The sequence below is a fragment of the Enterococcus sp. DIV0682 genome, from assembly GCF_051712685.1.
Classification (GTDB): domain Bacteria; phylum Bacillota; class Bacilli; order Lactobacillales; family Enterococcaceae; genus Enterococcus; species Enterococcus faecalis.
On the sequence record NZ_JBIOPK010000001.1, the window covers coordinates 472651 to 495523 of the forward strand.

A 22873-nucleotide genomic window follows, 5' to 3' on the forward strand; every position below is an offset into this window, starting at 1 on the left:
TCATTCTTTTATTTACCCAAAAAGCTCAAACGGAATTGCTAAATCGCCATGAAAATTCGTTGTTGCTTTTCTTAGGTATTTTCATTAGAATGAGTGAAGTGTATAAAAAGAAGGAGCGACTTATGAAAAATTATCCAGTAAAGAAAAATGACGTCATTGAAGTAGAAATCATTGACTTGACGCATGAAGGTTTAGGCGTGGCAAAAGTGGACCATTATCCATTGTTTATTGAAAATGCCTTACCAGGTGAAAAACTTGAAATCAAAGTCTTAAAAACAGGCAAAAGTTTTGGTTATGGGAAAGTATTGACTGTCCTAAAAAGCAGTGAACAGCGTGTTCCCGTGAAAGATGAAAACTTTACAAAAGTCGGAATCAGTCCGTTGCAACATTTAGCGTACGGCGCCCAACTATCATTTAAAACGCAACAAGTCGAAAATGTTATGCAACGTGTTGCTAAATTACCAGAAGTCCCTGTTTTACCAACAATTGGGATGAACGATCCGTGGCATTACCGGAACAAAGCACAAATTCCCGTGCGTAAAATTGACAACCAACTACAAACAGGTTTTTTCCGGAAAAATAGCCATGATTTAATTCCAATGGAACATTTTTATATTCAAGACCCAGAAATTGATGCAGCAATTGTTAAAATCCGTGACATTATGCGTAAATATAGCGTAAAACCTTATAACGAATCTGATAATACAGGGAACTTACGCCATATTGTCGTTCGTCGTGGCTACCATACTGGGGAGATGATGGTTGTTCTAATTACGAGAACACCGAAATTATTCCCAATTAGTAAAATTGTGCCAGATATTTTGGAAGCTATTCCGGAAGTAGTCAGCATTGTACAAAATGTAAATTCAAAACGAACCAATGTCATTTTTGGCGACGAAACCATCTTATTACATGGGTCTGAAAAAATTACAGATACTATTTTTGATTTGAAATTTGAAATTTCCGCGCGTTCATTTTATCAAGTAAATCCACAACAAACAGAAGTGATGTATCAAAAAGTTAAAGAGTATGCGGCTTTAACAGGCAATGAAATTGTGGTGGATGCCTATTGCGGGATTGGAACGATTGGCTTAACTTTAGCCCAAGATGCAAAGCAAGTTTACGGTATTGAAGTAATTGAAGAAGCGGTCAAAGATGCAGAAAATAATGCTAAATTAAACAACATTGAGAATGCCACTTTCACGGCTGGTTTAGCGGAAGAATTATTGCCAAAATTAGTTGAAAATGGCTTGCAACCAGATGTTGTGGTGGTGGATCCACCACGGAAAGGGTTAGACGGTCAATTAGTAAACACATTAATTGAAACGCAACCTGAACGAATTGTTTATGTCAGCTGTAATCCAGCCACACTCGCTCGCGACATTGCATTATTAACAGAAGGTGGCTATGAAGCAAAAGAAATTCAACCAGTGGATAATTTCCCACAAACGACCCACATTGAATCTGTCACGTTATTAACAAAGGCGGTGGATTAAATGAATGAAAAAGAAAAAATGTTAGAATTAATTAAAAAGAAACAAGGTGGTGGCCGTTCTAAAAAAATGGAAACTCCCAAAAATGATCGTAAAAACATGCGCAAAGGGCCTAAAATTTTTAATAAATAAGCGGTTATCAGTAAAAAGTTGTCTCCCATTAATGAAATGGGCGACAACTTTTTTGTTAAAGCATTCCTAGCCAAACAAATAAGTTGTTATTTTGCTAGTAAATCTGTTATTTTAGACAAAAGACAAGGAGGGCTATTCAGTGGAATATGTAACAACATTAGAAGAATTAGAAGAAAAAATTACAGACAATCGTCTACAAGCCGTCTTTTTGACAGCAAAAAATTGTAGTGTTTGTACAGTTGATAAACCGATTGTCGAAAAAATTGCAACAAAATATGAATTTCCTACATACATTGCAGAAGCTGATAAAAGTCCAGAAATAATTGGACAATTAAATGCTTTTTCTGCACCGACCATTATCTTATACTATGAAGGAAAAGAAATTCATCGCCAAGCTAAAATTATTAACTTTCAAGAAATTGAAAAGAGAGTTCGACAAGTACAAGAAAATAGTTAATCAAAAAGGAAGCCACCGATCACGGAGAGGCTTCCTTTTTAATTATCTCGCTAAATGTTCAGTTTGTTGTTGAGAAAAAAGTTGATAACTGACAAAAACTTCTGCTCTTTTGTTTACTTCTAATTTAACGAAAATATTGTGGATATGTGTTTTTACTGTCCCGATTGATAGGAATAGTTCGTTGGCTATATCTTGATTTGTTTTGCACTCTAAAAGTAACGAAAGCACTTCTCGTTCTCGTTGCGTTAATTGATAGGCATCACAAAAAGGCGCCAAAAGTACGGGTTCATCTGATTGATTTTCTTCCAATTTAGCAGCGTCTTTTTCAAGAACCGACAGAGGAAAATCACGATTACAGAAGTAGATAATGGCGATGGAGAGAATGATTGTATAAATATCTTCAGAAACGTTTCGGTTGTTAATTTTAAAGACAATATCAGAATATTGGTCAATGTTAAAAATAACGAAGGTATCTTCCAAAAGAATCGCCACACCGAAACCAATGCTTAGCCAACCAATAAAACGAAGATATTTTTTCGCAAGGGCTGATAAAGGATCTATTCGTAGTTGATAGAGCGCATAGCATCCAAGGTAAATTAAAAATAGCTGATTGGGTAAATAGTACAACCAAACTTTTAAGGCGGAATTTTGTGAAAATGGAATAGCTAGCATCCATAAACCAATTAAAAATAACCAGACAAATTGATAATTTTTAAAAGGACGACCACTAATAGTATTGATAATAGCCAGATAGGCAAAATTACAACAAATAAAAATGATGGTCTTTAAAAAAGGTGCGGTCATAAAGGTCTGATTATATTCGGTTGCAAACGAATTAATGAACTCAGTCATATAAACAATCACATTGTCACAAATAAAAATAACCATTAAAAAGAGAAGCAATAAAAAAATCGGTTGTTTATTTTTCAAGTAAAGATTTAAGGTAAAGGTTGAAGTAAACGAATATAAAATAATCAACAAGATGTTATAAATAAAAACAAATGTCACGATTGGAAACCCCTTTCATCTTTTATTTTAAGTGAATGATTTTTCAAAATAATTATACCATTTTCAAATCTATGATTGGTCAGAAATTAGAGAGAAATCCGCCTAAACTTTTATAAACCCCTGGTGTACCAACGGTTTATAACCATAAATAAACTTTTTTTACTGAAAAATCACACCAAAAAAGAAAGCGTTTTCTAACTTTTGGCGGATAGTAAACTCTTCGCTAAACTTGGTAAAGTCAATGTGTAAACAAAAACAACTTTTAGGAGGAACACATCATGAAAAGAGATTACGTTACAACAGAAACATATACGAAAGAGGAAATGCACTACTTAGTCGATTTATCATTAAAAATTAAAGAAGCGATTAAAAATGGGTATTATCCGCAACTGTTAAAAAACAAATCTTTAGGAATGATTTTCCAACAATCTTCAACTCGAACACGAGTATCTTTTGAAACTGCAATGGAACAATTAGGTGGACATGGCGAATATTTAGCACCTGGTCAAATTCAATTAGGGGGACATGAAACGATTGAAGATACCAGCCGCGTATTGTCACGTTTAGTAGATATTTTGATGGCTCGTGTGGAACGTCACCATAGTATTGTTGATTTAGCTAATTGTGCTACTATCCCAGTCATTAACGGTATGTCTGATTACAATCATCCAACCCAAGAATTAGGTGATTTGTGTACCATGGTTGAGCATTTACCAGAAGGCAAAAAATTAGAAGATTGTAAAGTTGTCTTTGTCGGAGATGCGACACAAGTTTGTTTTTCTTTAGGATTAATCACAACAAAAATGGGCATGAATTTTGTTCACTTCGGTCCAGAAGGCTTCCAATTAAATGAAGAGCATCAAGCGAAATTAGCAAAAAATTGTGAAGTTTCAGGCGGTAGCTTTTTGGTCACAGATGATGCAAGTTCTGTTGAAGGCGCTGATTTCTTGTACACGGATGTTTGGTATGGCTTGTACGAAGCGGAATTATCTGAAGAAGAACGTATGAAGGTTTTCTATCCAAAATATCAAGTGAATCAAGAAATGATGGATCGAGCAGGCGCCAATTGTAAATTCATGCACTGTTTACCAGCAACACGTGGGGAAGAAGTAACTGATGAAGTAATTGACGGTAAAAATTCTATTTGTTTCGATGAAGCAGAAAACCGTTTAACATCTATTCGTGGCTTATTAGTATATCTTATGAATGATTATGAAGCAAAAAATCCTTATGATTTAATCAAACAAGCAGAAGCAAAAAAAGAACTAGAAGTTTTCTTAGACACTCAAAGCATTTAACGGCCAACTGTCCACTGATTGAAAAAATGAATCAGTGGACAGTTTATAAAGAGAGGAAGAGTCTTCATGGAGGGGAAAAAGAAATTTAGTTTAACGAGTGCCATTTTATCAGTCATCTGTGTGGTTTTCGTTGCTGAAGCAGCGGCGCCTGTTGCTGCAATTGGTAATTCTCAGTTTTTTTGGTGGATTTTCTTATTAATTGCATTCCTATTGCCATATGGGTTAATTTCATCAGAATTAGGAACAACTTATATTGGTGAAGGGGGCATCTATGATTGGGTGACCAAAGCATATGGTCATCGTTGGGGTGCCAGAGTTTCTTGGTATTATTGGATTAATTATCCATTGTGGCTAGCTTCATTAGCCGTTATGACGCCAGAACTATTAACGACAATTACAGGTATTAAGTTTTCAACACCGATGATGATTATTGTTGAATTAATTTTTACTTGGATTGTGGTTTGGATTAGTTTTTATCCAGTCAGCGACAGTATCTGGATTCTAAATGGAGCTGCCGTAATCAAGATGGTTTTAGCTGTCTTAATTGGTGGGCTAGGATTGTATGTAGCCTTGACGAAAGGTGTTGCCAATGAATTTACCTTGAAATCAATGCTGCCAACGTTTGACTTAAGGAGTTTATCTTTTATTTCTGTAATCATTTTTAATTTGTTAGGGTTTGAAGTCATCTGTACGTTTGCAGATGATATGGAAAATCCTAAGAAGCAAATTCCACAAGCTATTGTAGCAGCGGGGTTAGTCATTGCGGCCATTTATATTTTTTCAGCCTTTGGAATTGGGGTAGCGATTCCCACCGATCAAATTAGTACCGGCAGTGGTATGATGGATAGCTTTAAACTATTGACAGGCTCGACAGAAGGTTGGTTCATTATGTTGATGGCTTTCCTATTCCTTCTTACGTTGTTCGGCAACATGATTTCTTGGTCATTAGGAGTCAATAATACAGCTTGTTATGCTGCTGAAAATGGTGACATGCCTAAATTTTTTGAAAAACGTAGTAAGAAAAATGACATGCCAATTGGGGCTGCTTTGATGAATGGCATTGTGGCATCGGTGGTCATTGTATTAGCACCAATTTTACCTAATCAAGATTTATTCTGGGCCTTTTTCTCCTTGAATGTCGTCCTATTCTTGTTATCGTATATCCCAGTTTTCCCAGCTTTTTATAAGCTTAGAAAAATTGATCCCGATACACCACGTCCGTTTAAAGTTAACGGAAAACCAGGATTTTTAAAAGTTTTAGTGGTTTTACCAATGATTATGATTATTATTTCACTGATTTTCACAGCAGTACCTTTAGACTTTAGTCCCGCAGCATTAAATGAAAAATTACCAATCACAATTGGGGCAATCATTTTTATTCTGTTTGGTGAAGTAATTATTTACGTGAAAAAAATTAAGAAGGGAACGAAAGAAAATGGCTAAACGAATTGTAGGAAGTACCCCTAAACAAGATGGCTTTAGAATGCCAGGAGAATTTGAACCACAAGAGAAAGTTTGGATGATTTGGCCAGAAAGACCGGATAATTGGCGTGATGGTGGTAAACCTGTCCAAGAAGCTTTTACTAATGTGGCCAAAGCAATTAGTCAGTTTACACCGATGAATGTGGTGGTTTCTCAACAACAATTTCAAAATTGCCGTCGCCAATTGCCGCCAGAAATTACGGTTTACGAAATGTCAAACAATGATGCCTGGGTCCGTGATTGTGGACCATCATTTGTCATTAACGACCATGGAGAAATCCGTGGTGTGGATTGGACATTCAATGCTTGGGGGGGATTAGTAGATGGATTATATTTCCCTTGGGATCAAGACGATTTGGTTGCACAAAAAATTTGTGAAATTGAGCATGTAGATTCTTATCGTACAGATGATTTTGTTTTAGAAGGCGGTTCATTCCACGTAGATGGACAAGGAACAGTCTTGACTACAGAAATGTGCTTATTAAGTGAAGGTCGAAATCCACAACTTTCAAAAGAAGCAATCGAACAAAAATTATGCGACTATTTAAATGTTGAAAAAGTTCTTTGGCTAGGTGATGGAATTGACCCAGAAGAAACCAATGGTCACGTGGATGATGTAGCTTGTTTTATTGCACCTGGTGAAGTGGCTTGTATTTACACTGAAGATCAAAATAGCCCATTTTATGCAGCGGCACAAGATGCGTATCAACGTTTGCTTAAAATGACTGATGCTAAAGGACGCCAATTAAAAGTCCACAAATTATGCTGTCCTGTCAAAAATGTAACCATTAAAGGCTCCTTCAAAATTGATTTCGTGGAAGGAACCATGCCACGAGAAGATGGCGATATTTGTATCGCATCCTATATGAACTTTTTAATTACAAATGATGGCGTGATTGTGCCACAGTATGGTGATGAAAATGATCGTTTGGCTTTAGAGCAAGTTCAAACGATGTTCCCAGATAAAAAAATTGTCGGCGTTAATACGGTAGAAGTTGTTTATGGGGGCGGCAATATTCACTGTATCACACAACAAGAACCAAAGCGCTAGGAGGGAAACAGATGTCAAAAATAGTGATTGCATTAGGTGGAAATGCGTTAGGAAATTCTTCGAAAGAACAATTGGCAAAAGCACAAACCGCTGCAAAATCGATTGTTGATTTAATTGAACAAGGCCATCAAGTGGTGATTGCTCATGGCAACGGGCCACAAGTTGGCAAAATTCGCTTAGCTTTTGAGGAAACGAGTCAATCTCCAGAAGATGTCGTGCCGTTTCCTGAATGCACAGCAATGAGCCAAGGCTATATTGGCTATCATTTACAACAAGCAATTGATGAAGAACTAGTAGCCAGAAATTTAGGGGAACAACCAGTTGTTACGTTAATTACACAAGTCGTGGTGGATCCAAAAGACCCAGCGTTTACAAAACCAACAAAACCAATTGGTGGTTATTATGACGAAGAAACAGCCAAGCAGTTGATGGCGAAAACTGGGAACGTCTATCAAGAAGATGCGGGTCGAGGCTGGCGACGGGTAGTTCCTTCGCCAAAACCAGTTGATATTTACGAAAAAGTTAGCTTGCGAACACTTGTTGATGCAGGACAAATCGTAATTGCTTGTGGTGGTGGCGGGGTTCCTATTGCCTATGATGGTCCAGTCTATCATGGTGTAGATGCAGTCATTGATAAAGACTTTGCGGCAGCAAAAATGGCTGAACTCATTGAAGCAGATGTTTTTGTGGTATTAACTGCAGTGGAACATGTTTTTGTTAACTTTGGTCAAGCAAATCAACAAGCTTTGACCGATGTTACGGTTACGGCAATGCAACAATATATAGAAGAAAATCAATTTGCGCCAGGTAGTATGTTACCTAAGGTGGAAGCGGCCATCAGTTTTGCAGAAAGTAAACCAAACCGCCAGGCGATTATCGGGCTTTTAGAATTAGCTTCGGAAGCAATCAAAGGAGAAAGTGGTACACGAATTACACAATAAATTCTCAGTATTTAACTTTCACAAAAGACTAAAACATACGCATTTAGCGGACTAACTTAATCGTTAGAGAGTAGGACATCGGTCGTTTTGACGGATGTCCTACTCTCTATTTTGTCTTTTTAACGAACAAAACTGTTAGTTGTCATGCAAAAATAAACATAGTAAGATAATCTTTAAATGGTATAGGAGGATAAAAATGTCTAAATTTTTAAAAGTAATCGGAATAATTGCTGTTTTGTTAGTCATAATAGGCGCTGCAGCGTATTGGTTTATACTCAAAAAGTTCACTCCTGAGGCAGAAACCCCAGCAATGTACAATCAAGAGAGAATCGTTAAAACGATTGAAGACCAATTAAAAGAAACGGATGTACAAAAAGCTCGGACCAAAGCACCGTTGATTATTGAAAAAAATATCACTGAATTACAGCAAGCGATTGCCAACGGAGCATTGACCTATGAAGAACTTACGGCGTTTTATTTGGACCGTATTTTACAGTTCGATCAAATAGATAATGGCATGAACAGCATCTCTGAAATCAATCCGCAAGCAATTAAGGAAGCAAAGGCATTTGACCAGCAAGCCTCTCAAACACCTAAGAAGCCTTTGTATGGTATTCCTGTGACTTTGAAAGAAAATATAAATACGACCAACATGATTTCGAGTGCAGGAGCTTATGCCTTACGCACGTTCAAGCCTAAGGAAGATGCGGAAGTAGTTAAGAAGTTAACAGAGGCGCAAGCTTTGATTTTAGGAAAAGTAAACTTATCTGAACTAGCGAATTATATGTCAATGAAAGCACCAAGTGGCTATAGTTCCAAACATGGACAAACACTTAATCCTTATGGGCCACTCAAAATAACACCTTCAGGTTCAAGTTCTGGGAGTGCGGCTAGTGTGACGATGAATATCGGCGCCTTCTCTTTAGGCACTGAGACGATGGGATCGATTGTTTCCCCCGCTTCTCATCAATCAGTGGTTGGTTTTAAACCGACCCACAGTTCAGTAAGTGGCGAAGGTGTTTTACCATTGGCACCATCATTAGATACAGTTGGCCCGATTGCCCGAAGTGTCGTTGATGCTGCACAAGGCTATAATGCGTTTAAGAAAGACACGGTTCCGAGCATTGATTCAACGAAATTTACTAAAAATAACTTACAAGGTCAACGCATTGGGTTGCTAGAAATGCCAAGTGCTGAAGAAGAATTTGCGACTGCTAAAAAGGCCCTCCAAAAAGCTGGAGCAGAAGTGATTCCGGTAACGCCAGACATGGAAGGGATTGATGGCGGGGCAGTTATTTCCAATGAATTTAAGTTTGCATTGGAAGAATTTGCGAAACGTTATGACTTACCATTTAAAACACTGGAGGAACTAATTGCGTATAATCAACAAGATAAAAAGGTTCGTGCCAAGTATGGGCAAGATTTATTAGAAGCAGATGTTAAAAAGAAACAACCAGATAAAGAAATCATTCAAACAACCATTAAAAAAGCACAACAAACGTTTGATGCGTTGCTAAAAAAACAACAATTAGACGGATATGCCTTTATTGATTCTGAAGGTACGGGTTTAAGTGCCGTGGCAGGATATCCTGAATTGACGGTTCCTTTGGCGAAAAACAGTGAAGGACAACCTTATGGGCTGACTTTTACACAAACTGCCAATAAAGAGCAAACGTTATTTGAGCAAGCTTACAGCTTTGAACAAAGTACCAAAGGACGGATAGTACTTTCAGACAACGAGCTGTTGGCAAACAGTAAAAAAATAAATAGAGATGAGCAGTAAAGGGAAACTAGGAATGGCGAAACATCCGTATCAAACCTAATAAAGATAATCGACCTACAAATGAAAGGAATTGTTTGTAGGTCGATTATTTAGGTTAGTCATTTTTTTTGCTTTTTTAGGCGAATGTTTTCATGTAATAAGTTAATAAGTGGCCAGATTCGAGAAATACGGCCATCAATTTTTAAGCATTTCAATAAAAAGAGTGAACGATGGCTGTGTTTGAAGCATGAATATGTGTGGTTGCTTCCGCTTTCGCAACATTAATTTGGAGCGCTACCGTCGTAAAGGGTTCTGCCGCAGGAATCATTAGATGGAAACAAATCCATGAATACATAGAAGATTAAAGCAAGATGAAGAAAATATTGTGGCAATAAAGGATATCAGAATGCTTGTAGAATGACTATATGTAGTGTCTTTTTGTTTTTTTAATCAATATATAGTATTAAAATCTTCTTTTTATTCCGAAATCTGATTGACTTGTTTTTTAAAACGGAGTACTCTTATTGAGACGTCAACAGAGAAAAGTTTGGTTTTAGGAAGGTCGGAAATTTGTCGTGAATAAGAATTTTTTGGTGAATGATTTTAAAGGTTGGGAAACGAGAAGTTACTTGTTTTTAGCTTTGATGGTGGGGGTACAGTTGATTGCATTTGCTATCAATCCATCGAATTGGATTACGTTAGTAGGTGGTTTAGCCGGCATCATTTGTGTGAATTTAATTGCCCAAGGAAAAGTCAGCAATTACATTTTTGGCTTAATCAGTGCAGTGATTATTGGCTATTTTGGGTTAGTAACACGGGTATATGCGGAAGTTCTTTTACAAAGCTTCTATATTATTATGGACATTACAGGGCTTTATGCTTGGCTTCGGGCTAGCGAAGATGGCTCGGGTCAAGTAACCGAAGTAAAAGTTTTAAAAGGTATTCAGTGGTTGTATGCCTTTTTCACGTGGCTGCTCATTGGCGTAGCTGCATATATTTTGTTAGGTTTTGTAAATGATGCGCAACAACCATTAGATGCAATCACGTTCAGTGTTTCAGCGACAGGGATGTTATTGATGATTAAACGTTATCAATCGCAATTCGTGTTTTGGCTACTAGGAAATATTTTTTCAATTTTGTTATGGTTCCGAGCAGGGACGCACGCTGGTGGTGATTATGCGATATTTGTTATGTATTGTATGTATACTTTTAACTCAATTTTTGGTATGTTTAATTGGTTGAAGATAAAAAATAAAATGGAAAAAAATAGGTAGGGAGTTCGATGGCAGTGATTGTTTTAGCAGGTACGATTGGCGCTGGTAAATCTAGTTTAACAGCTTTAATTGCAAACCGTTTAGGTTCAGAAGCCTTTTACGAATCAGTTGATGATAATGAGGTATTACCTTTATTTTATGCGGAACCGGAAAAGTACGCATTTTTATTACAAATTTATTTTTTAAATAAACGTTTTGATAGTATTAAACAAGCATTAACGCATGAAAATAATGTATTGGATCGCTCGATTTATGAAGATTCATTACTTTTTCATTTAAATGCAGATTTAGGTCGTGCCAACGAAACAGAGGTCAAAGTGTACGATGACTTATTACAAAATATGCTCCAAGAATTGCCTTATGCTGCGCATAAAAAAAGACCTGATTTGTTAGTTCACATTCGTATTTCATTTCCCAAAATGTTGGAACGCATCAAAAAACGTGGCCGTCCTTATGAACAAATTGAGACAGATCCAACGTTGTATGATTACTATCAAATGTTGAACGAGCGTTATGATCAATGGTACGAAGACTATGATGAAAGTCCTAAAATTCAAATTGATGGCGATAAATATGATTTTGTCGAAGACCCTGAAGCGTGTCAATATGTCTTGGCGTTAATTGAGAAGAAAATTGAAGAATTAGAAAGATAAATAAAAAGAAGCAAGTCCGGACTTGCTTCTTTTTGACTTAAAATGTGGATAGATAGGCTAAAGTTGCTACTAAATAAAGGAGTGTAGTGCTAAATTATAGAATCGGATTTTAACCTTCCCCTAAGTTAAAATCGGATAATCTATCCATCGACAGTTTAAGTTTGTATAAAATAGCGGTAGCTATTATCAACGAAGTCATTCATCGGTTGACCTGACTTCTCTAGAAGTATACCATCGAAAATAACCAACAGTTGTTCAAAATTTGGACTTAGTAAGTGTAAATTTTGATTGAAAGTTTCTGTAAATCAATCATTTATTCAAAAAATAATGCTCGAAAGAAGGAAGATAAATGGGCCAAATTTGGTTTGAACGCATTCTACGTTGGCGCAAAAAAGCGCAACGATTTTTACAAGGACGTTATGCCCGGTTTGATGAATTGAATCGAACGCTGTTGCTAACAAGTGTTGTGCTGGCGCTCATCAATATTTTTACTGGCTATCTTTGGGTTCGGTTATTGATTTTAATCACAGTCGCCTACGTGTATTATCGCTTTTTTTCAAAACATATTCACCCGCGATTGAATGAAAATCAACGGTTTATTCTTCGAAAACAACACCTAATGCAAAAAGTTCATGCTTTTCGCAAGCGACACCTGACTCAGAAAAAGTATCGTTATTTTAAATGTCCAAAATGTCAGCAGTCATTACGTGCGCCGAAAGGACGAGGAACAATCAAAGTCACTTGTTCAAACTGCCAAAATCAATTTATCAAAAAAGTCTGACCTTCTGTGTTTTTTGGTCTAGGCAACTTTCGGACTTGTGGTATACTTGAGAAAAGAAACCATTGGATATTCTAAAAGGGGAATATCTTGTTAAAAAAGGAGAGAAAAAACAATGGAAATTAAACGCCAACAAGAAATTGTTGAAGCGTATCACTATGATATGCGAGTACCTGATTCAGAAGTAGAGACAGATTTACGTGTCAGTTTTTCACCAATTGAAGTAGAAGAAGAAAATTATCCAGAAAATAGCTCAGCACTTGTTGCTCGCTTAGAATTTCGAATTGTCTTTGACGAATTTGTTTTATCAGGGGCGATTAGCCAAATTAATCACATTATTGATCGTAAAATTGAAAAACAAGAAGATATTTCGCAAGAAGAAGTCGATGAACTTGTACGTCCTTTATTTAGCATCGTCGAACGTTTATCTTATGAAGTAACTGAAATTGCTCTGGATCGTCCAGGTGTTCAATTGAATTTTCAACAATCAGAAGAAGCGTAACCTTTAAAAACAGCGTTTATAACGGATTCCGTTACAAACGCTGTTTTTATTCTTGTGAAGATTTAGCAACCAAAGCTTTTTTAAACTGTTCATAATTTTTTGTAGCGATATCCACATAAGCAATCGGCTGACCAACTTTGGTGATTTTTTCGGGAAGATAGGGAGCGAGCATTTCATTGTACAAAATGAACGCAGCTTCTGGTACTTCCTCTGAAAGAACATCATAACTGATAAAGTCAATTTCATAGGTTGGTTGAAAAAAGGCTTTGATGTTTTGCTGCTCTTTATTTGAAAAGAGCCAAGGACCCGCATTTGCAGGGCTTCCCACAAATAACGTCGCTCCATCACGGTTGACAGAAAGGATCCAACAAATTTTTTGCATACGCTTACACCTCCTAGAACTAAGTATACCACGTCAGCTTAAAAGAAAGAGGACAAAAAACAAATTATTTTTACAGTGACTAGTAAAACAACACTTGGTGATAGTTTTAAACTATCACAACGGTTATTTTCTATCAAAAAGTAAGCAAATTATCCCACTATTTGTTATAAAATAAGGTACAATAGAACTATCACTGGAAACAGTTTGCTGTTTTCAGGGTATTTACTGGAGAGTGAGTACCGGGAACCTTTACTTCCTTTGATGTACTTGTCATTAAAAACATAGGGAGGAACTAAAATGACAACATTCATCACTGTATTAGTGATCCTTGCATTTATTGCTGTGTTATTCGGTTTCTACCAAATGCAAAAGAAACATTTAAAATTCTCAACACGTGTCTTTTCAGCATTGGGCGTGGGGATTGTTTTAGGTGCAATTATTCAATTTGCTTTTGGTACAGACAGTAAAATTACTACGCAATCAATGGAATGGATCGGGATTGTAGGTAATGGTTATGTAGCGTTTCTACAAATGCTCGTAATTCCGTTAGTATTTGTATCTATCGTAGGTGCATTTACAAAAATGAAAGAATCCAATAAATTAGGAAAAATTAGCTTTAATGTGTTAGCCACCTTACTAGGAACAACAGCAGTAGCTGCCTTGGTGGGGATTGGAACAACCTTAGCGTTTGGTCTTCAAGGGGCGAAATTCACGCAAGGTGCTGCAGAAACGTCAAGAATTGCCGAGTTAGCGACGCGTCAAGATGCGATTCAAGATTTGACGATTCCCCAACAAATCGTTTCATTCATTCCTAAAAATGTCTTTGCTGACTTTGCGGGAACACGACCAATGAGTACCATTGGGGTGGTAATCTTTGCTGCGTTTGTTGGTGTCGCTTATTTAGGCGTTCGTCGTAAAGCGCCAAAAGAAGCTGAATTTTTTGCAAATTTAATTGATAGTTTATATAAAATTACCATGCGAATTGTTACCTTAGTTTTACGCTTGACCCCTTATGGCGTGTTAGCGTTAATGATTAATGTTGTAGCAACAAGTGATTTTGTTGCGATTATTAACTTAGGTAAATTTGTGTTGGCATCGTATGTGGCCTTAATTATTGTTTTTGCCATTCACATGTTGATTTTAATTACTTTAAAAGTCAATCCAGTTACGTATCTAAAGAAAGTTTTTCCAGTCTTGAGCTTTGCTTTTACTTCTCGTTCAAGTGCAGGAGCTTTACCATTAAATATTGAAACACAAACCAAAGCACTAGGTGTTGATGATGCCACAGCAAACTTTGCTGGTAGTTTCGGTTTATCTATTGGACAAAATGGTTGTGCCGGCGTTTATCCAGCTATGTTAGCAACCATCGTTGCACCAACTGTTGGAATTGATGTCTTTAGTTTACAATTTATTTTAATGTTAGTAGCAGTTGTCACAATCAGTTCATTTGGCGTAGCCGGTGTCGGCGGCGGAGCAACCTTTGCTTCTCTAATCGTTTTAGGCGCAATGAACTTGCCGGTTGCAATTGTTGGTTTAGTAATTTCAGTTGAACCACTTATTGACATGGCGCGGACAGCTGTTAACGTTAACGATAGTATGGTTGCAGGTGTGTTAACAAGTGCTCGTATTCATGAATTAGATCGTGATGTCTTAAATGATCGCGACGTTGTCTTAGATGCAAATATCTAAATCAATAAAACGAAAAGTGTTTGAGCTGTGTCTTGCTCAAACACTTTTTTTTTGATTTTAAGCGAAAGTGCAGTAATTATTTAAAAGAACGTATATAATAAGTTGTTAACTAAATTCAAAAGGACGTGAAGGAATGTTTTCAAACCAAGTAAAGATTATGTTATATGTGAATAATGTTGAGGAATCTAGTCAATTTTGGCAAACGTTTGGCTTTGTTGAAAAGGAAAGAGAGGAAGTTGACGGCACATTGGTGGTAGAAATTGCGCCAAGTGAATCAGCAGAGACGATTATTGTTTTATATGATTTGGCCTTTATTCAAAAACATTCACCAGAAGTGGCGGGGAATACCCCTTCTCTAATGTTTGCTAGCGATGATATCATTGGTCTCTATAAAAAAATGCAAGAGGCTGGGGTTACTGTTGGTGAAATGGTTCAATTGCCAACAGGCTTAGTTTTTAATTTTGCAGATAACGATGATAATTACTTTGCTGTGATGGGGCAAGAAAGTAAATAAAAAACAGCTTGGCACCAGAATCTAGATTGATTCTGGTGCCAAGCTGTTTTTTATAAAAGTTGAAAGTTTTATAAATTTTACTAAAAACTGTAATTTTCATGAAAATATAGCGTATGATAATGCTGTTAATAGAATAGGCGGAGGTAAGCGGTATGCGTAAACGACATGCAAAGAAAAGACATGGAGGAGTGAATTGGCTTTTTATAGTATGTTTGTTGGTGGTGATTGGTGGTAGTGGTTATTTAATAAAAACGTTCTTTTTCACTAGAGATTCACAAGTTAGTCAAGAATCGAAAGTGGTCTTGGAAGAAGATCGCCGAAGTGATAATTATGCGAATTTAACCAAAGAAATAGTTGCACCAGATAGTGGCGAACTTGATCAAAAAATTCAAGAAACAAATTATATTGGTTCGGCTTTGATCATTAAAGATGATCAGGTTTTAGTAAATAAAGGATATGGCTTTGCCAATTTTGAAAAGCAACAAGCCAACACGCCAAACACAAGGTTTCAGATTGGCTCAATTCAAAAATCTTTTACCACAACCTTGATCTTAAAAGCGATTGAAGAAGGTAAACTTACATTAGATACAAAACTCGCTACGTTTTATCCGCAAGTACAAGGTGCTGAGGACATTACGATTAGCGATATGTTGAATATGACAAGCGGTTTAAAGTTATCAGCAATGCCTAATAATATCGTTACCGATGAAGAAATTATTCAATTTGTTAAACAAAATACCATTCAAGTCAATAAAGGAAAATACAATTATTCCCCAGTAAATTTTGTCCTTTTAGCAGGAATGTTAGAGAAAATGTATCAACGTACCTATCAAGAATTATTTAATAATCTTTATCACAAAACGGCTGGTTTAAAGAATTTTGGCTTCTATGAAACCTTATTGGAACAACCCAATAATTCAACAAGTTATAAATGGACAGAAGATAATTCATATAACCAAGTGCTCTCAATTCCCGCAGCTAGTTTTGCCCATGAATTTGGGACTGGGAATGTGGATATGACGACAGGTGATTTGTATTGGTACTTACATCAATTAATGAGTGGACACTTAGTTTCCACCGCACTTTTGCAAAAATTATGGACGTCTTCTCAGCAAAGTTCTTATCATGGCGGCATCTATGTTCATGATAATTATTTACGCTTACACGGCGTTGAAGCGGGTCAACAAGCCCTGGTTTTATTTTCAAAAGATATGAAAACCGGGGTCATATTGCTAACTAATTGTGTGAATCCAGCGAAATACAAAGAATTAATTGGTTCGTTGTTCCATGATGTAACCAATTTAACTGTTAAATTTTAAAGCAGAAGCAACAACGATCACTCCAAAGCCTTTTTAGGTTTCTTCTGAGAAACTTTATATTAAAATAAAGGGAAGAACGATCAAAGGGAGTGACGAAGATGAAGCAATCAAAAAATAAACAAGTTGTTATTGGTGAATCAACGGAAAAAAACATTTATCTTCAAGATATAGAACAGGAAACGCAAGCTTTTATTCTCCAAAACAATCCACAATTGACAGCTGAATCGATGATTACATTGGCGGAGTTACTTAATTATCGTTTGGATTACATGAAACAATTGGTCGCAAATGATTCTGAAAAAATCCAACAACTGAATGAATTGGTGGTTCAACATATCAAAGAAGATAAGCTGATTTCCAATAATATGAATGAAAAGATGGAAAAGAAATTAACCTTTGGCCAACGAGCAGCGGATACCATTGCTAAATTTGGCGGTAGCTGGGTGTTTATTGGCTTCTTTTGCTTCGTGTTGATTGCTTGGATCGTGATTAACTCTACCACTTTATTGGGACAACCATTTGACAAATATCCTTATATTTTGCTAAATCTCGCCTTATCTTGTTTAGCAGCTATCCAAGCACCGATTATTATGATGAGTCAAAACAGACAAGAAGCCCGTGATAGAGAACAAGCGAATAATGATTATAAAATTAACTTAAAAGCAGAAGTAGAAATTAATTTATTACATGAGAAAATGGATTATATTATCAATAATCAACTAGAAAATTTGGTAAAAATCCAAAATATTCAAATTGAACTTTTAGGTGAATTGCAAGAACAACTCGCCGCGACTTCTGAAAAGGAGTAATATAAAAAAGTAGCTCGTTGTTGCGTAATAATTATTACGCAACAACGAGCTACTTTTTTATTGTGTGTAAATACACAAGCAAAATAATCGCTTTCCCTTTTTTATTCACCGTATAATGGGATAGAATGACTTTATACAAAAGGGGAAAACAAGATGAAATACCAAGTATTACTTTATTACAAATATACAACAATTGAAGATCCAGAAGCTTTTGCGAAAGAGCATCTAGCTTTTTGCAAATCATTAAATTTAAAAGGCCGTATTTTAGTAGCGACAGAAGGGATTAACGGAACGTTATCTGGTACTGTCGAAGAAACAGAAAAGTACATGGAAGCAATGCAAGCAGATGAGCGCTTTAAGGATACATTCTTTAAAATTGATCCAGCAGAAGAAATGGCGTTCCGCAAAATGTTTGTTCGCCCACGTTCTGAATTAGTGGCGTTGAACTTAGAAGAAGACGTTGATCCATTAGAAACGACGGGGAAATATTTGGAACCTGCAGAATTTAAAGAAGCCTTACTAGACGAAGACACTGTTGTAATCGATGCTCGTAACGATTATGAATATGATTTAGGTCATTTCCGTGGTGCCGTGCGCCCAGATATCCGTAGCTTCCGTGAGTTACCACAATGGATTCGCGAGAACAAAGAACAATTTATGGATAAAAAAATTGTTACCTATTGTACTGGCGGGATTCGCTGTGAAAAATTTTCTGGCTGGTTATTAAAAGAAGGATTTGAAGATGTTGCTCAATTGCATGGTGGTATCGCCAACTATGGAAAAAATCCAGAAACACGTGGCGAACTTTGGGACGGCAAAATGTATGTCTTTGATGACCGAATCAGTGTCGAAATTAATCATGTTGATAAAAAAGTTATTGGGAAAGACTGGTTTGATGGGACACCTTGCGAACGCTACATTAACTGTGCAAACCCAGAATGTAATCGTCAAATCTTAACTTCAGAAGAAAATGAACATAAACATTTAGGCGGCTGCTCATTAGAATGTAGCCAGCATCCTGCCAACCGTTATGTAAAAAAATATAATTTAACAGAAGCAGAAGTTGCTGAACGTTTAGCTTTGTTAGAAGCGGTTGAAGTATAAAAATAATAAAAAAATAAACAAAAAAACTTCGAAAATTATTTTTCGAAGTTTTTTTGTTTATTTTTTTTGTCTTTAAAAGTGTTGATTTTAAAGCTTTCTTAGCTAAAACCATTTTATTTTTTAAAAGCGTCTGAAAAAAATAAAAAAATCTAATAAATATTTCTTTTATATAATGTTTATTGGCTGGGCCAGTCAATGTTGAAAATGGGGAAGGAGGAATTCAGATGAAAATCATAAAAAGGTTTAGTTTGGTATGTTTAGGGCTATTGATCATTGGGTTGCAAACAAAAAGCGTTATGGCTGAAGAAAATAATTATGAATCAAATGGTCAAGCGAGCTTCTATGGTACCTACGTTTATGAGAATGAAAAAGAGTCAAATGACGTAGCGGATACCCAACAATCAGAAGAACAGGGAAGAAACAATTTAACTGCTTCTGGACAAGCAGTTTTACCTAAAACAGGCGAGTCTGAAAATCCGCTGTATTCCTTGATAGGAGTTAATTTGTTGGGGGGAGTCATTTATTTAATTAATAAAATGAAACGAGAGAAGGAGCTTATTTAATGAAAAAAACTGTTTTACTTACATCGGCAACCATACTTTTAGGCGTAGGGTTTCAAGCAATAAACGCATCAGCAGCAGAAACTTTTCCGAAAGAATACAATACGGAAGGCACAATTACTTTTGAAGCAGGCGATAACGAAATCACACCACCTGTTGATCCAGAAAATCCCGATCCTACTGATCCAGTAGACCCAATTGATCCTCCAGGGCCAGGAACGGGTGGTGCCTTATCAATTGATTATGGTTCAAAATTTAAATTTGGCACACAAAAGATTTCTACGGCAGATCAAACGTATTATGCTGCGCCAGATGAAATGAAAGATGGTTCAAAAAAACCAACCTATGTACAAGTAACTGATAAAAGAGGAACGTTAGCAGGATGGAAACTAACGCTTTCCCAACCTGAACAATTTAAAACAGCTACTGGAGAGGAACTAGTCGGCGCTCAATTAACGTTTACAAAGGCAGAAGCTGCCTCAATGGTGGATGAAAAATATAAACCTACTGAAGTCAGTAGTACTATTTCCTTAACACCTGGTGTAAATAATAATCTAGCGATGAACGCTAAAAAAGAAACAGGTGTTGGGACTTGGGTTTATCGCTTTGGTTCAAATGAAGCAACAAATAAAGAAGCTGTCCAACTATTCGTTCCCGGAAAATCTGTAAAGCTTGCACAACAATATTCAACGAAGTTAGTTTGGGCATTAGAAGATACTCCCGCTAATAATTAAATAAAGGAGAAAAGCAATGAAAAAACAATTCACAGGAATCGTTCTATGCGGTACATTTGCAGTTGCTGGTTGGTCCTTACAAGCGAAGGCAGAAGAGCCAAAAGAGTATCGTTCGAATGGTTTAGTAGAATTTATTCCGAACGTAGATCCGACAGAACCGGTTGATCCAGAAAATCCCGATCCAGAAAAGCCAGTCAAACCAATTGATCCGACAGACCCAGAAGGTCCTAATCCAGGTACCCAAGGACCATTGTCTATTGATTATGCTTCAAGTTTTGACTTTGGGAAAAATCGTATTTCGAATAAAGACCAAGTATATTTTGCAAGAGCACAGCAATATCAAGAAAATCAAAAAGATACACCAAATTTTGTGCAAATTTCTGATAATAGAGGAACCAATAGTGGTTGGTCTTTAACGGTTACGCAAAAGGAGCAATTTAAAGCAACAAAGGCTACTTTAAATAGTCAGTTGACAGGTGCGCAAATTTCTTTAACTAACCCGACTGTTAATAGTAATGCGCAAAATGTTGTGAAACCAGAGGCAACAAATAAGATTGCCCTTGTTCCAGGGACCGCATCGCTAGTGGCAGCTGCGAAGCAAGGAACTGGTGCGGGAACTTGGGCTACTTATTGGGGCAAAGTAGAAGTGGTTGCAGAACGCGATGAAACCAATACGGTACACAATGTTAATGTTACAAAAGATGTTGCGCTATCAGTACCAGGGTCAACCCCTAAAGATGCTGTGAAATATCAAACAAAATTATTGTGGACGTTGACGGATGTACCAGGAATTTAAAAAGTAGAGGTGAAGAGAGATGCGAAACAAACAAAGCCTAGTCTTTTTGGCAAGTAGTTTATTCTTACTACTCCTTGCGCCTATTACTAGCGAAGCGATTAGTAATCCTTCGACAAATATCAACGAAGTCAATCGGGAAATAGTGGAGGAATCGGCCAATGATCAGGCAACTAGCGCTCCTTCTCACTCGGAAACATTAGAGCAAGAACCTTCCCTAGAAACGACAACAACAACCGATAATCATCCAGCAGAAACAGACCAATCAACGGCTACTTTAGAACCTAGCGAACAACAAAAGGATGACGATAACAGTGCAACGGAATCGGCGATAGTTGAACCACAGCCGCGCATGTTGGCTGCGCCATACGCTACTTCATTGCCGGATGATCCTAATATCATTCCAATCGACAAGGTGTTTCAAGAGCCAATTGGAAATGCAACAAGTATTTTAGAAGGTGGGAAGTTATTACAACTAAACCCAGCTGTTAAATCACAAAAAGGCGCTATTTGGTCAAAAAAACCAATCAGTTTATTGTCGGATTTTACCTTTAAAAGTTATTTGTATTTAGGAAACGAGTATGCAAATGCTGGTGATGGTATGACCTTTACCTTAACGAATGATCCTAGAATGTCCACAACGCCTCAAGAAGTCATTGGTTCACCTGGGATGGGAATCGGTGCATACTCCACGAAAGCGGGTCAACCTTATGTTAGAAATGCCTTATCGATTGAGTTTGATACCTATAAAAATACTGGTAGTTCCAACCGAATGGACCGAGAAATTTCACAAGATAAGGGAAATGGGCATTTAGCTTTTGTCACTCCGAAAGCTAATAACAACAGCTATACAGGGGAGCATTCAGGCGTCACCGTTGCGCCAACCTATCTATCTAATGGAACCTGGCGCATGTTGACTGTTCATTGGAATGCCGCAGCCAAAGCATTAACATATGATTTAGAAGGTGTGGGCACGAATACGTATGTAGTTTCAGATTTAAATGCACAATTTGGCGCAACAACGGTTTATTGGGGCTTTACATCTTCCACAGGTGGCAAATACCAAGAGAATGCTTTAGCAATGACACAAATTCCTACCAACGTTACGTCACAAGCAGCCCTTAGCGTGAACGGTCAGGAGTTTAGCTCAGCTGTTGAAGCAGTGAAAAATGATCAGGTGATACTACGGAATACATTGAATATTGACAATGACTTTATCGAAGATCGTCAACCGCAAGTAAGCATTGACTTACCTGATGAATTAGCATATGAAGAAAATTCATTAACGATTGATGGTAAAAAGGTAGCAGCCAAAGATCTGACACAAACAGGGAATCACTTAACAGTTGCTTTAAATGACTACCTAGTTTTAAAGAAGGACATGATGATTGAATTAAAAACAACCCTTCAAGATAATACGCCCGAAAAAGTTTTAACTATGAACTTTGACTATTATGAAGAAGGAACCTTACTGCAAAAGTCAAATAATGTAACGATTACTATTCCTAAACCAACAGAAAAAACAGTAACCGTTTTTTATAAAGACGCGGAAGGTAAAGATATTGCTCCACCTAAAAGTGTAACAGGGAAAATTGGTGCACCCTATCAAGAAAAACCCCTAGATATTTCTGGCTATGTTTTTACAAAAGACTCAGGCAATGCGGAAGGAACAATGACAGAGGAAACAAAAGATATTTATTTTTACTATCGTTTAGGGGAACTATATTTTAAAGAGGCACCAAAACAGATTACTTTTGGTACGGAAAAGATACGTAATCAACCACTAATTAAACTTGGGCATCCCACCGAAGGACTCAAAGTCGTGGATGAACGTAACGCAAATAATTGGCGCTTGCAACTAAAGCAAACGCAACCGTTAACAAATGATTCAATTGTAATGCCAGATGTTTTTTCTTTCGTTTCAACTGCTGGAAGCTCTCAGATTACAAATGAGGCAATTACGCTTTTAGAAAGTAATCAGAAAGGTGAAACAGATTTAACAGCATTACTTGATGAATCAAAACAACAAGGAATTCAAATCAATGTTCCTGTAGCTTATCAAAGAGTTGGAACATTTAAAGCTCGTTTATCTTGGGCGTTAGAAGACGTACCAGGAAATTAAAGAAAAGAATGGAGAA

General features: G+C 36.9%; 23 protein-coding genes. 21 read left to right on the forward strand and 2 right to left on the reverse strand.

The window, feature by feature from the left end:
- Nucleotides 1–122 precede the first annotated feature (122 nt).
- The 3 genes from rlmD to IGK96_RS02385 all read left to right on the forward strand — a co-directional run bounded on the left by rlmD (nt 123) and on the right by IGK96_RS02385 (nt 2082).
- A complete protein-coding gene (gene rlmD / locus IGK96_RS02375; RefSeq protein WP_085443119.1) occupies nt 123–1496 on the forward strand; it encodes a 23S rRNA (uracil(1939)-C(5))-methyltransferase RlmD in 1374 nt (457 codons plus the stop codon).
- On the forward strand, nt 1497–1625 hold the full coding sequence (locus IGK96_RS02380; RefSeq protein WP_002355577.1) for a hypothetical protein: 129 nt from the start codon (nt 1497–1499) through the stop codon (nt 1623–1625).
- Nucleotides 1626–1764: 139 nt separating this feature from the next.
- Entirely contained in the window at nt 1765–2082 is a 318-nt protein-coding gene (locus IGK96_RS02385; RefSeq protein WP_002355583.1) for a thioredoxin family protein, read from the forward strand.
- Nucleotides 2083–2124: 42 nt separating this feature from the next.
- On the opposite strand, the gene IGK96_RS02390 is transcribed toward IGK96_RS02385, so the two are convergent.
- On the reverse strand, nt 2125–2970 hold the full coding sequence (locus IGK96_RS02390; protein WP_002392183.1) for a helix-turn-helix domain-containing protein: 846 nt from the start codon (nt 2968–2970) through the stop codon (nt 2125–2127).
- Nucleotides 2971–3368: 398 nt separating this feature from the next.
- Between IGK96_RS02390 and ptcA the strand changes: the two genes are divergently transcribed.
- From ptcA to IGK96_RS02435, 9 genes are all read left to right on the forward strand, one after another.
- Complete coding sequence (gene ptcA, locus IGK96_RS02395) at nt 3369–4388, forward strand: putrescine carbamoyltransferase (protein ID WP_002355587.1); 1020 nt, start codon at nt 3369–3371, stop codon at nt 4386–4388.
- 66 nt (nt 4389–4454) lie between these two features.
- On the forward strand, nt 4455–5831 hold the full coding sequence (locus tag IGK96_RS02400) for an APC family permease (RefSeq protein ID WP_002355588.1): 1377 nt from the start codon (nt 4455–4457) through the stop codon (nt 5829–5831).
- On the forward strand, nt 5824–6921 hold the full coding sequence (aguA, locus tag IGK96_RS02405; protein ID WP_002425494.1) for an agmatine deiminase: 1098 nt from the start codon (nt 5824–5826) through the stop codon (nt 6919–6921). The genes IGK96_RS02400 and aguA overlap by 8 nt, the downstream gene beginning before the upstream one ends.
- Nucleotides 6922–6932: 11 nt before the next feature.
- Complete coding sequence (gene arcC / locus IGK96_RS02410) at nt 6933–7862, forward strand: carbamate kinase (protein ID WP_002373405.1); 930 nt, start codon at nt 6933–6935, stop codon at nt 7860–7862.
- A 196-nt stretch (nt 7863–8058) separates the two neighbouring features.
- A complete protein-coding gene (locus IGK96_RS02415; protein ID WP_010713879.1) occupies nt 8059–9645 on the forward strand; it encodes an amidase family protein in 1587 nt (528 codons plus the stop codon).
- A 554-nt stretch (nt 9646–10199) separates the two neighbouring features.
- Nucleotides 10200–10898 carry a nicotinamide riboside transporter PnuC gene (gene pnuC, locus IGK96_RS02420; protein WP_161975116.1) on the forward strand — a complete coding sequence of 233 codons (699 nt, stop codon included), beginning with the start codon at nt 10200–10202 and terminating at the stop codon, nt 10896–10898.
- Nucleotides 10899–10906: 8 nt separating this feature from the next.
- Nucleotides 10907–11551 (forward strand): deoxynucleoside kinase, encoded by a 645-nt coding sequence (locus IGK96_RS02425; RefSeq protein WP_002355594.1) that lies wholly within the window; start codon nt 10907–10909, stop codon nt 11549–11551.
- A 349-nt stretch (nt 11552–11900) separates the two neighbouring features.
- On the forward strand, nt 11901–12332 hold the full coding sequence (locus tag IGK96_RS02430; protein ID WP_010828571.1) for a hypothetical protein: 432 nt from the start codon (nt 11901–11903) through the stop codon (nt 12330–12332).
- A 112-nt stretch (nt 12333–12444) separates the two neighbouring features.
- On the forward strand, nt 12445–12831 hold the full coding sequence (locus tag IGK96_RS02435) for a DUF1149 family protein (protein WP_002358717.1): 387 nt from the start codon (nt 12445–12447) through the stop codon (nt 12829–12831).
- 46 nt (nt 12832–12877) lie between these two features.
- On the opposite strand, the gene IGK96_RS02440 is transcribed toward IGK96_RS02435, so the two are convergent.
- Nucleotides 12878–13213, reverse strand: coding sequence for a hypothetical protein (locus IGK96_RS02440; RefSeq protein WP_002366186.1), 336 nt, complete (start codon nt 13211–13213; stop codon nt 12878–12880).
- Nucleotides 13214–13510: 297 nt separating this feature from the next.
- On the opposite strand from IGK96_RS02440, the gene IGK96_RS02445 reads away from it, so the two are divergent.
- The 9 genes from IGK96_RS02445 to IGK96_RS02485 all read left to right on the forward strand — a co-directional run bounded on the left by IGK96_RS02445 (nt 13511) and on the right by IGK96_RS02485 (nt 22857).
- Entirely contained in the window at nt 13511–14902 is a 1392-nt protein-coding gene (locus IGK96_RS02445; protein ID WP_002355598.1) for an L-cystine transporter, read from the forward strand.
- Between the two features lie 133 nt (nt 14903–15035).
- A complete protein-coding gene (locus IGK96_RS02450; RefSeq protein ID WP_002363195.1) occupies nt 15036–15416 on the forward strand; it encodes a VOC family protein in 381 nt (126 codons plus the stop codon).
- Between the two features lie 152 nt (nt 15417–15568).
- Nucleotides 15569–16735 (forward strand): serine hydrolase domain-containing protein, encoded by a 1167-nt coding sequence (locus IGK96_RS02455; protein WP_002398113.1) that lies wholly within the window; start codon nt 15569–15571, stop codon nt 16733–16735.
- 98 nt (nt 16736–16833) lie between these two features.
- Nucleotides 16834–17544 carry a DUF1003 domain-containing protein gene (locus IGK96_RS02460; protein WP_002425487.1) on the forward strand — a complete coding sequence of 237 codons (711 nt, stop codon included), beginning with the start codon at nt 16834–16836 and terminating at the stop codon, nt 17542–17544.
- A 153-nt stretch (nt 17545–17697) separates the two neighbouring features.
- Nucleotides 17698–18648 (forward strand): oxygen-dependent tRNA uridine(34) hydroxylase TrhO, encoded by a 951-nt coding sequence (gene trhO / locus IGK96_RS02465; protein ID WP_002358723.1) that lies wholly within the window; start codon nt 17698–17700, stop codon nt 18646–18648.
- Between the two features lie 179 nt (nt 18649–18827).
- Nucleotides 18828–19211, forward strand: coding sequence for an LPXTG cell wall anchor domain-containing protein (locus tag IGK96_RS02470; RefSeq protein ID WP_016626125.1), 384 nt, complete (start codon nt 18828–18830; stop codon nt 19209–19211).
- The gene (locus IGK96_RS02475; protein ID WP_002361269.1) at nt 19211–19942 is read left to right on the forward strand and encodes a WxL domain-containing protein; all 732 of its coding nucleotides are present in this window, start codon (nt 19211–19213) and stop codon (nt 19940–19942) included. Before IGK96_RS02470 ends, IGK96_RS02475 begins: the two co-directional genes overlap by 1 nt.
- Before the next feature lie 16 nt (nt 19943–19958).
- Nucleotides 19959–20738, forward strand: coding sequence for a WxL domain-containing protein (locus tag IGK96_RS02480; RefSeq protein ID WP_085443247.1), 780 nt, complete (start codon nt 19959–19961; stop codon nt 20736–20738).
- A 19-nt stretch (nt 20739–20757) separates the two neighbouring features.
- On the forward strand, nt 20758–22857 hold the full coding sequence (locus tag IGK96_RS02485; RefSeq protein ID WP_033624836.1) for a lectin-like domain-containing protein: 2100 nt from the start codon (nt 20758–20760) through the stop codon (nt 22855–22857).
- The last annotated feature ends 16 nt before the right edge of the window (nt 22858–22873 follow it).

What these genes read in the sequence shown, in the direction of transcription:
- rlmD (WP_085443119.1), top strand. Translation starts at nt 123, where the DNA reads ATGAAAAATTATCCAGTAAAGAAAAATGACGTCATTGAAGTAGAAATC.
- IGK96_RS02380 (WP_002355577.1), top strand. Translation starts at nt 1,497, where the DNA reads ATGAATGAAAAAGAAAAAATGTTAGAATTAATTAAAAAGAAACAAGGT.
- IGK96_RS02390 (WP_002392183.1), bottom strand. Translation starts at nt 2,970, where the DNA reads ATGGTTATTTTTATTTGTGACAATGTGATTGTTTATATGACTGAGTTC.
- ptcA (WP_002355587.1), top strand. Translation starts at nt 3,369, where the DNA reads ATGAAAAGAGATTACGTTACAACAGAAACATATACGAAAGAGGAAATG.
- IGK96_RS02400 (WP_002355588.1), top strand. Translation starts at nt 4,455, where the DNA reads ATGGAGGGGAAAAAGAAATTTAGTTTAACGAGTGCCATTTTATCAGTC.
- aguA (WP_002425494.1), top strand. Translation starts at nt 5,824, where the DNA reads ATGGCTAAACGAATTGTAGGAAGTACCCCTAAACAAGATGGCTTTAGA.
- arcC (WP_002373405.1), top strand. Translation starts at nt 6,933, where the DNA reads ATGTCAAAAATAGTGATTGCATTAGGTGGAAATGCGTTAGGAAATTCT.
- IGK96_RS02415 (WP_010713879.1), top strand. Translation starts at nt 8,059, where the DNA reads ATGTCTAAATTTTTAAAAGTAATCGGAATAATTGCTGTTTTGTTAGTC.
- IGK96_RS02425 (WP_002355594.1), top strand. Translation starts at nt 10,907, where the DNA reads ATGGCAGTGATTGTTTTAGCAGGTACGATTGGCGCTGGTAAATCTAGT.
- IGK96_RS02430 (WP_010828571.1), top strand. Translation starts at nt 11,901, where the DNA reads ATGGGCCAAATTTGGTTTGAACGCATTCTACGTTGGCGCAAAAAAGCG.
- IGK96_RS02435 (WP_002358717.1), top strand. Translation starts at nt 12,445, where the DNA reads ATGGAAATTAAACGCCAACAAGAAATTGTTGAAGCGTATCACTATGAT.
- IGK96_RS02440 (WP_002366186.1), bottom strand. Translation starts at nt 13,213, where the DNA reads ATGCAAAAAATTTGTTGGATCCTTTCTGTCAACCGTGATGGAGCGACG.
- IGK96_RS02445 (WP_002355598.1), top strand. Translation starts at nt 13,511, where the DNA reads ATGACAACATTCATCACTGTATTAGTGATCCTTGCATTTATTGCTGTG.
- IGK96_RS02450 (WP_002363195.1), top strand. Translation starts at nt 15,036, where the DNA reads ATGTTTTCAAACCAAGTAAAGATTATGTTATATGTGAATAATGTTGAG.
- IGK96_RS02455 (WP_002398113.1), top strand. Translation starts at nt 15,569, where the DNA reads ATGCGTAAACGACATGCAAAGAAAAGACATGGAGGAGTGAATTGGCTT.
- IGK96_RS02460 (WP_002425487.1), top strand. Translation starts at nt 16,834, where the DNA reads ATGAAGCAATCAAAAAATAAACAAGTTGTTATTGGTGAATCAACGGAA.
- trhO (WP_002358723.1), top strand. Translation starts at nt 17,698, where the DNA reads ATGAAATACCAAGTATTACTTTATTACAAATATACAACAATTGAAGAT.
- IGK96_RS02475 (WP_002361269.1), top strand. Translation starts at nt 19,211, where the DNA reads ATGAAAAAAACTGTTTTACTTACATCGGCAACCATACTTTTAGGCGTA.
- IGK96_RS02480 (WP_085443247.1), top strand. Translation starts at nt 19,959, where the DNA reads ATGAAAAAACAATTCACAGGAATCGTTCTATGCGGTACATTTGCAGTT.
- IGK96_RS02485 (WP_033624836.1), top strand. Translation starts at nt 20,758, where the DNA reads ATGCGAAACAAACAAAGCCTAGTCTTTTTGGCAAGTAGTTTATTCTTA.